This window comes from Schinkia azotoformans, assembly GCF_035811335.1.
GTDB lineage: Bacteria > Bacillota > Bacilli > Bacillales > Bacillaceae_J > Schinkia > Schinkia azotoformans.
In genome coordinates this window covers 1-13,520 of sequence record NZ_JARSMD010000034.1, presented here as the reverse complement: position 1 = coordinate 13,520, position 13,520 = coordinate 1, and the positions used below count along the sequence as shown (strand labels likewise).

At 36.6% G+C, this 13,520-nt stretch carries 14 protein-coding genes; 8 read left to right on the top strand and 6 right to left on the bottom strand.

Annotated features, from left to right (window positions below):
- The first annotated feature begins 11 nt into the window (after positions 1 to 11).
- Together P9E47_RS19545 and P9E47_RS19540 are read left to right on the top strand one after the other, a co-directional pair.
- Positions 12 to 1,100, top strand: a complete 1,089-nt coding sequence (locus P9E47_RS19545; protein WP_003332096.1) for a glycerol dehydrogenase — start codon at positions 12 to 14, stop codon at positions 1,098 to 1,100.
- A gap of 148 nt (positions 1,101 to 1,248) precedes the next feature.
- Entirely contained in the window at positions 1,249 to 2,412 is a 1,164-nt protein-coding gene (locus P9E47_RS19540) for a DUF4317 domain-containing protein (RefSeq protein ID WP_003332095.1), read from the top strand.
- A gap of 79 nt (positions 2,413 to 2,491) precedes the next feature.
- Here P9E47_RS19540 and P9E47_RS19535 read toward each other — a convergent pair whose 3' ends face one another.
- A complete protein-coding gene (locus tag P9E47_RS19535) occupies positions 2,492 to 2,794 on the bottom strand; it encodes a hypothetical protein (protein WP_326164432.1) in 303 nt (100 codons plus the stop codon).
- A 120-nt stretch (positions 2,795 to 2,914) separates the two neighbouring features.
- Between P9E47_RS19535 and P9E47_RS19530 the strand changes: the two genes are divergently transcribed.
- Positions 2,915 to 3,079, top strand: a complete 165-nt coding sequence (locus P9E47_RS19530; RefSeq protein ID WP_326164430.1) for a hypothetical protein — start codon at positions 2,915 to 2,917, stop codon at positions 3,077 to 3,079.
- A 338-nt stretch (positions 3,080 to 3,417) separates the two neighbouring features.
- Here P9E47_RS19530 and P9E47_RS19525 read toward each other — a convergent pair whose 3' ends face one another.
- Positions 3,418 to 5,355 (bottom strand): ABC-F family ATP-binding cassette domain-containing protein, encoded by a 1,938-nt coding sequence (locus P9E47_RS19525; RefSeq protein ID WP_326164429.1) that lies wholly within the window; start codon positions 5,353 to 5,355, stop codon positions 3,418 to 3,420.
- Positions 5,356 to 5,491: 136 nt separating this feature from the next.
- Between P9E47_RS19525 and moaC the strand changes: the two genes are divergently transcribed.
- Both moaC and P9E47_RS19515 read left to right on the top strand, forming a co-directional pair.
- A complete protein-coding gene (gene moaC / locus P9E47_RS19520; RefSeq protein WP_003332092.1) occupies positions 5,492 to 5,983 on the top strand; it encodes a cyclic pyranopterin monophosphate synthase MoaC in 492 nt (163 codons plus the stop codon).
- A gap of 18 nt (positions 5,984 to 6,001) precedes the next feature.
- Positions 6,002 to 6,640 (top strand): redox-sensing transcriptional repressor Rex, encoded by a 639-nt coding sequence (locus tag P9E47_RS19515; RefSeq protein ID WP_003332091.1) that lies wholly within the window; start codon positions 6,002 to 6,004, stop codon positions 6,638 to 6,640.
- A 79-nt stretch (positions 6,641 to 6,719) separates the two neighbouring features.
- Here the strand turns inward: P9E47_RS19515 and P9E47_RS19510 are convergent, their stop codons facing one another.
- Both P9E47_RS19510 and P9E47_RS19505 read right to left on the bottom strand, forming a co-directional pair.
- Positions 6,720 to 6,917 carry a YdiK family protein gene (locus P9E47_RS19510; protein WP_003332090.1) on the bottom strand — a complete coding sequence of 66 codons (198 nt, stop codon included), beginning with the start codon at positions 6,915 to 6,917 and terminating at the stop codon, positions 6,720 to 6,722.
- Positions 6,914 to 7,630, bottom strand: a complete 717-nt coding sequence (locus P9E47_RS19505) for a CPBP family intramembrane glutamic endopeptidase (protein ID WP_326164428.1) — start codon at positions 7,628 to 7,630, stop codon at positions 6,914 to 6,916. Before P9E47_RS19505 ends, P9E47_RS19510 begins: the two co-directional genes overlap by 4 nt.
- Positions 7,631 to 7,885: 255 nt before the next feature.
- Between P9E47_RS19505 and groES the strand changes: the two genes are divergently transcribed.
- Entirely contained in the window at positions 7,886 to 8,170 is a 285-nt protein-coding gene (gene groES, locus P9E47_RS19500; protein WP_003332088.1) for a co-chaperone GroES, read from the top strand.
- A 175-nt stretch (positions 8,171 to 8,345) separates the two neighbouring features.
- Positions 8,346 to 9,971: a chaperonin GroEL gene (gene groL / locus P9E47_RS19495; RefSeq protein WP_326164427.1), complete on the top strand. Its 1,626-nt coding sequence runs from the start codon at positions 8,346 to 8,348 to the stop codon at positions 9,969 to 9,971.
- A 772-nt stretch (positions 9,972 to 10,743) separates the two neighbouring features.
- On the opposite strand, the gene P9E47_RS19490 is transcribed toward groL, so the two are convergent.
- Together P9E47_RS19490 and P9E47_RS19485 are read right to left on the bottom strand one after the other, a co-directional pair.
- Positions 10,744 to 11,142, bottom strand: a complete 399-nt coding sequence (locus tag P9E47_RS19490; protein WP_326164426.1) for a hypothetical protein — start codon at positions 11,140 to 11,142, stop codon at positions 10,744 to 10,746.
- Between the two features lie 59 nt (positions 11,143 to 11,201).
- Positions 11,202 to 11,642: a transposase family protein gene (locus P9E47_RS19485; protein ID WP_326164425.1), complete on the bottom strand. Its 441-nt coding sequence runs from the start codon at positions 11,640 to 11,642 to the stop codon at positions 11,202 to 11,204.
- A gap of 539 nt (positions 11,643 to 12,181) precedes the next feature.
- On the opposite strand from P9E47_RS19485, the gene P9E47_RS19480 reads away from it, so the two are divergent.
- Positions 12,182 to 13,021 (top strand): hypothetical protein, encoded by an 840-nt coding sequence (locus tag P9E47_RS19480; protein WP_003332082.1) that lies wholly within the window; start codon positions 12,182 to 12,184, stop codon positions 13,019 to 13,021.
- The last annotated feature ends 499 nt before the right edge of the window (positions 13,022 to 13,520 follow it).

Sequence of the window (13,520 nt, the reverse complement as noted above, 5' to 3'; positions counted from 1 at the left end):
GAGAGATGAAAATGTCAGTTATTTGTTTTGCTGCACCGAGCAGGTATATTCAAGGAAAAGGTACACTAAATGATATTGGTCAATATGTAAAAGTACTAGGTCAAAAACCACTTATAATTTCTGGCGGTACTTCATGGAAAGTCACTGGGGAGACTATCCGCGAAAGTTTAAAATCAGTGGGCCTTGATTTCCATTATGATCAGTTTAACGGTGAGTCTTCTATGAATGAAATCAATCGTTACGTGGAAATGGGGAAAGCAAATTTGGTAGATTTGGTCATTGGTGTTGGTGGGGGTAAAGTTCTAGATACAGCTAAAGCTGTTGCCGATGGACTGAATGTAAAAGTAGTCATCGTTCCTAGTTTAGCTTCTACTGATGCACCAACAAGTGCGTTATCAGTAATATATACTGATGAGGGAGTTTTTGAAGCCTATAAATTCTATAACAAAAACCCTGATCTTGTGCTTGTCGATACTGCGGTTGTGGCAAAAGCGCCTGCGAGATTATTTGCATCAGGTATTGCAGACGCCATGGCCACTTGGGTTGAAGCAAGAGCAACATTAAACAGTAACAGTTCAGCAATGGCTGGTGGCAAAGTAAGTATTGCAGCAAGGTCAATTGCACAGGCTTGTGAAGAAACATTGTTTAAGTATGGGATACCTGCCTACAAAGCTGTACAAAAAGGCGTCGTGACAAGTGCTGTTGAAGCAGTTGTTGAGGCGAATACATTGCTATCAGGCATCGGTTTTGAAAGTGGTGGCTTAGCAGGAGCCCATGCCATTCATAACGGTTTTACAGTGCTGAATGGGGATATTCATCATTTAACACATGGTGAAAAGGTTGCTTATGGTACTCTTGTTCAGCTAGTATTAGAGTTACATCCAGCAGAAGAGCTATATAAGTATATTAACTTCTATAAAGAATTAGGGCTACCAACAACATTAAGAGAATTACATTTAGATAATGTATCGTATGAAGAGTTACTAAAGGTGGGAAAAGCTGCAACACAAGAAGGCGAAACAATGGGTAACCTTTCGCCGGAAATTACAGCCGAGGACGTTGCAAATGCGATTATAGCTGTGGATCAATTGAGTAAATAAGTAGGGAAACTATAAAAAGGAAGGGTATCCATACCCTTCCTTTTTAACTTCTTCGATAGAGGTTTTTTCTTATTCCTCCTACAAAATCAGCTTGAGATTGCTTATAATTGAAAAGTTAAACTTAAACTTAGGAGTTGGATCTGTAACTATGAATAAAAAAGATGTAGCAGATATTCGAAAACAATTTAAGCTTAATAATAATCGAATGAAAATCAAAGATATCTTTAATGTATATGTTATGAAGGAAAGCAGTGAGATTTATCATCAAGAAAGTAAGCCGTTTCAAATGCTGGAGCAAGAACAGCAGGAGTTATTCCTGAGCAACTTCAAAAAGGTTCTTACAGGACAATTGGATGTGAAATTGTTTGAATTAAAGTTTCAACGTGAAGCCGAGGACCATACACAGCTTCTTCTTTATGATGGTTTGCAAGCGGGTGATGTAGAGGACTGGAAGGCACAAATGCTAGTAATCGTCGAGAAAATGTTTAAAAGTGCACAGCATACGGAAGATATGGTTGCAACCTTCATTCGCTGCGAATATTTTAAACCTACGAAAAAGAAAAATGAAGAAGCAGAAGTGAGTGAACAGGACGAAGTTTACTCTCATCAATTCATTCTCTGCAGCATCAATAAAACGATGCAGCCGAAAAAGACGCTTATGTTTGATTATGTGGAGAGAGTATTTAAATATAGTGTAATCGTAGATCCAATCATTAACCTTGCTTCACCAGTCGCAGGCTTTTTGTTTCCATGCTTCACTGATAATTCAGCAGATGTCAATCACATTTTGTACTGTGCTGAAAAAGCAAATCAACCTGATGAGGATTTTATCGAGAATGTATTGAATGGTGAAGAGATTATAACCGCGCAAGAGGATAAAGCGATTTTCGAAGAAATCGTCAAACAAGTCGTCGGGGACCAAGTTGACGCGTCAACCCTTGCAAATGTTTATGAAGAAATTAACCGCATCATTGATGAAAATGAAGAGGAAGAAACGCCAAAATTGGACTACAAAGACGTTGAACGCGTTTTAAAGGTGAGTGGAGTAGAGGATGTTAATACGGAAAAAGTAGAAACAGCTTTTCAAAAAGTCATTGATGATGAAAAGCACGAATTTAAAGCAAGCAGTATCGTCCCAAATTATAATACGAAATCGATTAAAATCCAGACTAAGGTCGCAAATATTTCAATCAGCCCTCAAGATTTGAAGTATGTTAAACAAGTCAACTATAGCGGTAAGCGTTGTTTACTAATTGAAGTGGATGAAGATACGGTGATTGAGGGCTTTACATTGATTCCGGAAACATTTTAAAAGTTGTTCAATGGCCCATTGAACGTGCCCGAAACACGAGAAAAAACCTAAAATGGGCATGTTTCATTATAGACAGCCCCTATTGAGCCAATTGTTGTTCAAACTCAGCGTCTTGCTCAAATGCTTGAAGTATTTTATTTTTAATTTCCTCATACAAAATAGGAGCATAAAGGGACCCAACTGTGAGAAATCTGTCTTTTCGAGAATCATACACAGCGATGGATCGAATGGTCCAATCGCTTTCCTTTTCTAAAGTAGCTTTAAATAAACGACAATACTTCGGCTCATGCATATTTTCGAAGCAAACCTCAAGTATTGTCCGTTGTTCGTCCTTTTGAACCTTTGTAATAAATATATTTTTCATTTCTATGTATGTAGACATGGCTAAGAATCTCCTTTATCAGCGAGGATATTCCTACTATTTCCATGTGCACTGCTAAATATAGCATCTTGAATAGATCATCTTCAAAATAGTTATCTTAAGACTAAGGAGATGATCAATATGTCACGTAATAGTGAAAGTCAACGTACGCAGGCAACTCCACATTTTGATGGGGAAGCGGAAAGCATCATTAACGGTCCTTTAAGAAGTGCTTCCATTGATCCGTTTGCACCGTTTTATAGAAAACATCATCCCAGTACTGAATCTCAGCTTTTGTCAAGTTAAAATTTCAAAGACGATTACAATAATGCACATACTATTTTTAAAAAAATCTAGACTTATTTTGGATGTGGACAGAGTTTATCCACAGCTCAGAGATGTGGTGGATAACTTCAACAAATTCCGACATAATGGGTTCCGTAGGTGTTCATAAAAATTGTGGATAATTCGATATTTTTCTGTGGATAATGTTAATAACTTTGTGGAGTGCCTGAAAAAAGTGAGTTTATCTGTGAATAACACTGTGGATAGTGTGAATACATAAAAAAAATACCCACATCTGGAAGAAATGGATTTGACAAAATTCCACAAGAAAAAACGTCCAGAAGAATTTTCTCTGAACGTTAATCCTGTAGAGTTTCCCATTCTTCCATCAAGAGTTCGAGATGGTCATGATATTTTTCGTTTTCACTAGTTAACTTGGCTGCCTTCTCATAGTCTTGATAAACTTCAGGGTCACATAATAGTTCATCATTTTCAGCGACTTTCATTTCAATTTGTTCAATTTGTTGTTCGATCTCTTCAATTCGACGTAGGCGCTGGCGATCTTTTCTTTTCTGTTCTTTGTCTTGTTCATATTTTGCCTTGTCCGATTCCGGTGGAGTTGTTTGCACCACTTTTGATGAGGATTGTCCTTCATTTTCAAGCTGTGCCAATTCTTCCATTTCCGCTTTTTTATTCACATAATAATCATAATCACCCAAGTACGACTCCAGTCCTTCTGTGGATAACTCAATCACTCTTGTAGCCAACCGATTTATAAAATAACGGTCATGAGATACAAACAGAATCGTTCCAGGGTAATCGATTAAAGCATTTTCTAGTATTTCTTTGCTATCCAAATCCAAGTGGTTCGTCGGCTCATCGAGAATTAATAGATTTGCCTTCTGCATCATCAGTTTGGCGAGTGCTAATCTTGCCTTTTCACCGCCACTTAGCGAAGAGACTATTTTTAAAACATCATCACCACTAAATAAAAAATTCCCTAATATCGTTCGAATTTCTTTTTCCTGTCTTAATGGATATTCATCCCATAGTTCATGTAAGACTGTTTTATTGGAAGTCAAGTTTGCCTGCTGCTGGTCATAATAGCCAATCGTAACATTGGACCCGTAGTTGATCGTGCCAGTAAGGATCTCAAGCTGCTTAGTAATCGCCTTAAGCAATGTGGACTTTCCAATTCCATTCGGCCCAACTAAGGCAACACTTTCTTCACGCTTAAGCCCGAAGGATACGTTTGTAAGAATCGGCTCCTTTCCTTGATAGGAAACGGTTAAAGAATCCACCATTAACACATCGTTGCCGCTTTGTCTTTCAATATCAAAGGAAAATGAGGCTGACTTTTCATCTCCAAGTGGGCGGTCCATTACTTTCATTCTTTCAAGCTGCTTCCTACGGCTTTGTGCCCGTTTTGTTGTTGACGCTCTTGCAATATTTTTTTGGACGAAATCCTTTAATTTTGCAATTTCCTCTTGTTGCTTTTCGAAAGACTTTAGTTCCTGCTCGTAAACGGCTGCACTTTGCTCTAAATATTTACTATAGTTTCCTACATAGCGGCGACAATTCGTCCGTGATAATTCATAGACTTGAGTCACAACTTTATCTAGAAAATAGCGGTCATGGGAGACGATTAGTAGAGCACCAGGATAACCTTGCAAATATTGTTCAAGCCAGCCCAGCGTTTCAATATCCAAATGGTTCGTCGGTTCATCAAGAATTAATAAATCCGGCTTTGTTAAAAGCAGCTTAGCCATTGCCAAGCGGGTTTTTTGACCGCCGCTTAAGGTTGCAATCGCTGTCGAATAATCAAAATCACCGAAATTAAGCCCATGTAAAACCGTTCGGATGTCAGCTTCATACTGATAGCCGCCTTCATCCTTGAAGGTTACTTGCAGTTCGTCGTATTCTTTTAATAATTTTTCGTATTTTTCGGTATCATCTAAATAGGAAGGATCACCCATTTTTGTTTCCAGTTCACGCAGCTTCTTTTCTTTTATTTGAAGATGGTGAAAAACAGTCAACATTTCATCCCAAATAGAAAGACTAGATTCCAAGCCGGTATCTTGAGCAAGATAACCGATCATTAAATTTTTTGGCTTAATGATTTCGCCGCCATCATACGACATTTGTTCTGAGATAATTTTCAATAAAGTAGATTTCCCTGCTCCATTTCTTCCAACTAGAGCAATTCTATCTTTTGATTGTACTTCTAATTTAATATTAGATAAAATAAGATCAGCACCATAATATTTCGTAAGTTGGTTGACTTGAAGTAGTATCATATCGGTTCACCTCTTCAAATCATAGTTTAGCTTATACAATGTCAAACGAGCAACAAATCTCCTTTTTTGACAAAAATAAATATCATCCTAAACTTTTTTGTATTAAAATATGTGTAAGTCGGGAGATGAATGAAGAATGTCCTTTACTCATTTTAATGAAGAAGGCCGTGCGAAAATGGTCGATATCACTGAAAAAAATGAAACTACTCGTACTGCCATTGCCCATTCTAGCATACAAGTAAATGAAGAAATCTATACAAAAATAAAAGAAAATAAAATGAAAAAGGGCGATGTATTAGCTGTTGCTCAAGTAGCCGGAGTGATGGCAGCCAAGAAAACATCCGAATGGATTCCGATGTGTCATCCATTGATGCTAAAGGGTGTGGATATTTCTTTTTCATGGGAAGAGAAAGCCCCTGAGTATATTTTACATATCGAAACAACTGTTAAAACAAAGGGAAGCACAGGTGTCGAGATGGAGGCTTTAACAGCAGCAACTGCTACAGCGTTAACGGTTTATGATATGTGTAAAGCCGTAGATAAAGGAATGATTATTGGCCGAACATATTTAGTTGAGAAAACTGGAGGAAAAAGCGGAGATTTTCGGAGAAAGGAAAATATTGATTAAGGAGAACGGGGGTATGGTATGTCTTTTGATAAAAACAAAATACCGCAAGCGACTGCTAAACGCTTGCCGTTATATTACCGGTTTATAGCGAATTTACATGCTTCAGGGAAACAGCGTGTTTCCTCAAAAGAATTAAGTGATGCGGTAAAAGTAGACTCAGCCACAATTCGCCGTGATTTTTCTTATTTTGGTGCCCTTGGTAAAAAGGGTTATGGGTACAATGTCAATTATTTATTGTCCTTCTTTAGGCAGACGTTAAGCCAAGATGAAGTGGTGAAGGTGTGCTTAATCGGGGTAGGAAATTTAGGAACCGCCTTTTTGCATTATAATTTTATGAAAAACAATAATTCCAAAATTGTGATGGCATTTGATGTTGACCCAGCGAAAGTCGGCACAGATATCGGAGGTGTTCCAGTTTATCATTTAGATGATTTAGAAAGCAAAATCACAGGTGAATTGGAAGTTGCCATTTTAACCGTTCCTGTACAGGTATCCCAGCCAATAACGGACCGCCTCGTTACGTCAGGAATAAAAGGAATTTTGAATTTTACACCAGCAAGACTGAATGTCCCGGAAGATATTAGAATTCATCATATTGATTTAGCAGTTGAGTTGCAGTCATTAATTTATTTTTTAAAACATTACCCATTAAGTTAATAATTTTATGGGTTGCCCCGGAAAGTTTGCTCAAAAGTACACATGGAAAAACGGCTATCTCTATTTTGAGGCAGCCGTTTTATGATTTTCTTTTTTTAATCATTCTTTTATATAAAATAAATCGAATAGCTGTTGAAAAGTCGAAGGTTGCAATCATCATTAACAGTATCGTAGAAAAGTTCCAAATTGTCTCTTTAGCGCTTTGGATCGCTAAATATGTAAAGAGAGCACCCATCGCCCCATAAATGAGTGCCATTGTATAAGGTGAAGTTCTCATTGTAAAAACCCTCCAACGAAGCTTTGCACCTGTTCATATTGCTTCTGCAGCTTCTCCATATCATCTGCAAATAGGATGCGTACCAACACAACAAAGGTATTCATGGAGACGTGGGCAACAATCGGAACCAGAATTCTTTTTGTTTTAACATAAAGAAAGGAAAACACAAGCCCCATTGCTGTATAGATGATGATATGTGTAAAGTCAAAATGGACAGCTGCAAAAATTAAAGAACTAATGATAGCGGCAATCCAAAAGTTAAATCTTGTATATAAACTGCCAAAGATAATCTGCCGAAAAATAATTTCTTCGAAAATTGGCCCTACTACTGAAGTAACAATAATAAAAATCGGTGTTTGCATCGCGATTTCTACTAAAATCTCTGTGTTTTCAGAGCCCATTTTGATTCCAAGTATCATTTCAATTTGTGCAGCAATAACCTGTGCTAAAAACGCTAAAAAGATCCCGGAAATCGCCCAGCCTGCTGCACGAGTTCTTGATACTCGATTGTTAGTATTATGACGGGCTTTGATGTCTGGCAATAACAACAAAATAACTACTAATAAACCGCCACTAAAGCTTATGACCGTCCAAATGGCCACCGCATCATCCTTTGAGATCCCATTTCGAAGCAGCAAGTCCACACCAAACAAGATCCCCGAAAATTGTACAAAAATATACATTAATATAGTAAGCAAGTATCTGCTTTTCAATGTTATACCCCTTTATGTTTAATCAGATGAACCACTCTTGTATTTTAACATAATTATTTTAAAACCAATAAAAAGATGATTGGTTTTTCAACATTTCGTTAATAATGTTCAGGGAGGTTAATTTTTACAAAAAAAATATAGTTTTTACTTGCAAAAATCTAGTTAATTATTTATTATAATAAATGTGTTAGCACTCAGCATTAATGAGTGCTAATAATTAAAATACTTAAAATTTATCTTAGGAGGGTGTTTCACTTGTTAAAACCATTAGGTGATCGTGTTGTTATTGAGCTTGTTGAAGCAGAAGAAAAGACTGCAAGCGGTATTGTTTTACCAGACACTGCGAAGGAAAAGCCGCAAGAAGGTCGTGTTGTAGCTGTAGGAACTGGCCGTGTATTAGATAACGGTGAGAAAGTTGCTTTAGAAGTTAAAGAAGGCGACCGCATCATTTTTTCTAAATACGCTGGTACAGAAGTGAAATATGAAGGTAAAGAATATTTAATTATTCGCGAGAATGATGTTTTAGCAATTGTTGGCTAAGTGGTCTTGAACGCGGAATGATAGAGTTACGAAGTGTGCAAAGACCCACTTTACTTTCATTTTTCGTGAGATAGATCTACTAGTCTTTTTACATAGTAGATCACCCTTGTCTAATAGAATTAATAAAAAAAATCAGAATCCTGCTGATTAATAATTTTGAGGAGGTACTACTTAAATGGCTAAAGAAATTCAATTTAGTGAAGATGCTCGTCGTGCGATGCTACGTGGTGTAGACGCATTAGCAAATGCAGTTAAAGTAACACTTGGACCTAAAGGACGTAACGTTGTATTAGAGAAAAAGTTCGGTTCTCCATTAATTACAAATGATGGTGTAACAATCGCAAAAGAAATCGAATTACCAGATGCATTCGAAAACATGGGTGCAAAATTAGTTGCTGAAGTAGCTAGCAAAACAAATGACATTGCTGGTGACGGTACTACGACTGCAACTGTTCTTGCTCAAGCATTAATTCGCGAAGGCTTAAAGAACGTAACTGCTGGTGCGAACCCAATGGGCATCAAAAAAGGGATTGAAAAAGCAACTCAAGCTGCTGTTGAAGAATTAAAAGCGATCTCTAAGCCAATCCAAGGTAAAGAATCCATCGCTCAAGTTGCAGCGATTTCAGCTGACAATGATGAAGTAGGTCAATTAATTGCTGAAGCAATGGAGCGCGTTGGTAACGACGGCGTTATCACAATCGAAGAATCTAAAGGCTTTACAACTGAATTAGAAGTAGTAGAAGGTATGCAATTTGACCGCGGCTACTCTTCACCATACATGGTAACAAATTCAGAAAAAATGGAAGCTGTTCTTGAAAACCCATATATCTTAATCACTGATAAGAAAATTGCTAGCATTCAAGAAATCTTACCAGTATTAGAACAAGTAGTTCAACAAGGTAAGCCATTATTAATGATCGCTGAGGATGTTGAAGGTGAAGCACTTGCAACATTAGTTGTTAACAAACTTCGCGGAACATTCAACGCTGTAGCTGTTAAAGCTCCTGGCTTTGGTGACCGTCGTAAAGCGATGCTAGAAGATATCGCTATCTTAACAGGTGGTCAAGTCATCACTGAAGATATCGGTTTAGATCTTAAAGCTGCAACGATTGAGCAATTAGGTCGTGCTTCTAAAGTTGTTGTAACAAAAGAAAATACAACAATCGTAGAAGGTGCTGGTGAATCTGCTACTATTTCAGGTCGTGTAAACCAAATCCGCAAACAAATGGAAGAAACAACTTCTGAGTTTGATAAGGAAAAATTACAAGAACGCTTAGCTAAACTTGCTGGTGGCGTAGCTGTAATCAAAGTTGGTGCTGCTACTGAAACTGAATTAAAAGAGAAGAAACTTCGCATCGAAGACGCTCTAAACGCTACTCGTGCAGCAGTAGAAGAAGGTATCGTTGCTGGTGGTGGTACTGCTTTAGTTAACGTATACAATAAAGTATCTGCTCTTGAATTAGCAGGTGATGAAGAAACTGGTAAAAACATCGTATTACGTGCATTAGAAGAGCCAGTTCGTCAAATCGCAGCTAACGCTGGTTTAGAAGGCTCTGTAATCGTTGAGCGCCTTAAAAATGAAGCAGTTGGCATTGGTTTCAATGCGGCAACTAACCAATGGGTAAACATGGTTGAAGCTGGTATCGTTGACCCAACTAAGGTTACTCGTTCAGCATTACAAAATGCAACATCTGTAGCTGCTATGTTCTTAACAACGGAAGCAGTAGTGGCTGACATCCCTGAAAAAGAAGCTCCTGGAATGCCTGACATGGGCGGAATGGGCGGCATGGGGATGATGTAATCCCTGCATAGCCGGGCATGAAGTTTTATAAAAAAGTAAAGACTACTCCCTATTTGGTTATAGGGAGTAGTCTGTTTTGTTGTAAATGTGCTTATTGAATAAAACTTGTAGAAAAAAGTTAAAGCCGATTCAAAATGAGGTTTAGCAAGGCGGTTAAGGAAAGCACTATATACATAGCGGATATTGTTAACCACACGGCATGTTTTTCGATATCTGCATTTGGGTCTTTAGCGACTTTTTTTATTAACAATATTAGATTTATACAAAAAACAATTGCGAAAATTGGATTTATTAGGAAACTGAATTGAATCAAAAATAATATCATAAATCACCAACTTCCCCCAAAAGTTTTACCGTTTATCTATCCTCTTAATCATCCTGAAGAGGACCAAGTCTTTATGATTGAAAATTTTTTAGCTTTTGCTTATTGCGTAAATATTTTTTACTTCAATCTAGAAAAAACATAGAATCAAATTTTTTTTGGTAGTTGATTGTATTGAATGTTTCGGTCGTTATATAGTGAGCGCCTCTTCTGTATGATAGTGATTTTTCGAGAATCACACGATACCTACGAACGAGACGCCTTCCGTTTTTACAAAAATTAAATTGTCAAGCGGGATAACAGATAGATGGATCTTAATCTCATTAAGTTCAACAAATAGTACTTGTTTTATTGGAGCGAAAGTTGAACAATTATTATAAAGGTTGCCACTTTTATATTTTGGTTTCTTGCAAGAGCCTTAAAAGCTAAGTTTAATAATTATACATTCTTTTACCACGTTTTACTTTGATAATCAGTAGTTTCATTATATTCCGTGCCAAAATAGAAGTTCATTGGTTTTAATTTACCATTATTTCTTGATAATTCAAAAACAGGGTTACTAATGTTTATTGTAAGTACCTGGTGTCCACATGTTCCATAAAGGGCTTCTGCTGGTTCATTAGATTTAGTAAATTGGAATTTTATGAACATATAATCGGAATTTACCGGATAGTCTGGTTTTGCGAGATTTTGTACTTTAGTTACACCACCTAAGAAATAATTAAATCCAGAAGACCAATTTGTAGTAGTTGCACCCTGAGATGTTGTATAGGTGTAAAAACCAGTTGCAGTACCATTAGTTACTACACCATTTTGTATAACGATACCAACAACGTCCTTCATTCTCAAAGACGGACTAGTCAGCCATGTAAAAGTTCCAGAAGCTTCAGCTGTTTTCCCGTCGCTTTTTATTTAAAGACTCGCCAAAGACGGGTATCGTGTTCACCAATCTTACGTGCAACTGCCACAACTGGCATTTCACCCATCAACGACAGTAGATGGTGTTCAAAAAGCATGGAAAATCCAGCACCTGGGCGTGCCCAATCAATGATAACGGTGCGTATTTTTCCACATGATTCACATTTAACCCTTGGCATTCTTGCATGTAGTATGGTTTGATATTGCCAGAAATCTAGGTGCCTCCAAGTACGGTCCTGATCTTGAATGTCATGAACTTTACAACCTGAGGTCCCACAATTAGGGCACGAAAATTCGGCACCTTTTCTATATTCAATATAAATGTGTAGTGTTTTCTCATCTTTAGTTAGCTCATGGTGGAAAACATACCATGGCTCAGGTATTTCCAAGGCGATTTCAAACACATTGTAATCTTCATGAAAATCTTTCATATCACTATCAGCTCCTAGGTATTTTAATAGATTAATACCTAGTATTGACAGTTATATAAGATTTTAGACTAAATACTAAATAGCGAGGAAGCAACCCATACCGCAAAAATTCCTCTTCCTCAACATAACCGCTTGCAATAGCTAGTTTTCTAGCAAACAACTGAGAAATTCTCGTAATCAACAATTATCACCTTCCACCTATTTTCCAATTTGTATTAATTCTACAACATTCAACATATTATTCAATAGATTTGGGATAAACCCCCCGAAATCGGGGATAAATTCCTGTATTTGCGGGATGAATTTGAAAAACAATTAATCTGAGAATCTGAATCGGCATTTATCCCGGAAATGTGGGGATTTATCCCGATTTTTGATGAGTTTGTCGCAAAAATATTGTAATTATTGGAATATTTTATATGATTGCAGTTGAAAGGAGGGAAATAATAAATGTTTAAATAACATACACACGTAGTTAACTACTGAATAAATTTAATTGGATTTTTGAAACAATAATTTTAATTTTTAGGGAGGATTTTATGTTTAAAAAGAAGAATGTGTTATCATTATTTATGATTTTATTTTTTGTACTAGGATTTAATAATTTATTCGCTGATGCAGCAGCAATAGAGGGCTTAAAAGAATCGCAAAAAGAACATTTGAAACAATTAGGTTTTACAGAGGAAAACATAGCATCAATGACAATTGATGAATATCAAGATTTTAAATATGCTATTCCAGCGGAGCCGTTTGTTCAAGAAGAAACATTTTATAAAGTTATTTCAAATCTCGAAGGTGAAGTAACAGGTGTTGAAGAATATAATGAAAAAGATGCTCTAAAATTGATGGAGCTGGAAGAAAGAATGATAACACCTTTTGCAATAAACACCGAAGAAACTAGTTGGATGTCTATGACTACAACTAGTACGAAACTTACGAATGGTAGAACTCTGTTGCATAATAATTTTACATGGTTAAAGAATCCTAATGTTAGTTTATCTGACATGGTTGGATTAACTTACAATGATAGTGTTGTAATCGAACCTAATACTATTAAATTCTCTTATAAATATACAGACGGTTTAGGTGAGCACACATTGGGCTATAAATCTTTGTCTAAAAATGCCCAAGGTATAGCTGCAATATTTAACTTAAAAGGAATTGGAACAAATGCGGGTACAAGTAATCATCATGGTTATATAGCAGTAGAAGTATCTAAGGGTAATACTAATGATATATCAGCGAATGCCTTTGGTCATTACACACATACAACATTAACTTTTAGTATAGATGTGTCCATTAAAACAGGGGATATTGGGCTAGGTATGGCAACAGCTGAAACAAAAATGACTAATACCGCAATTAAATTTAATTTCTAAGATTTCTTATTTTAGGGTGATTATATGATTGATTTTATTATAGCAGCATCATTCTTATTGAATCCATTATTAGCTTTTGTCTTCAGTTTAAATTTATGTATTTTGATTATTAGAGTCTCTAAAGATGAATATTCGAAAGTTAAAGCAAATATTATTTGGATTTGTATTTCAAGTGTGTATATTATTTTTACCTTGACTTGGATGTTTGGGAATATTAGTATTGCTTCTTCTTAAAGTATTTCTAAAAGGTGCCCGGGTCTTTGACAGTTACATAAATATCCAAATTTCGAAAAGCCTTGATAACAGGGCTTTTTGTGCGACGGGCAGTCGCATGGAGTGTTAACTTAGTTGACACTCTTCTTTTTCTTTGTTGGACAGAGACGTCATTTCGATGAAACGACTGGTTTGAAGATAAAGAATTGAATCCCAGATGGTGAAAATCCATCCCCAAGGAGACTGACCTAGCTTGGGAAGCCTAATCTAGGGCAACACCGTGAGG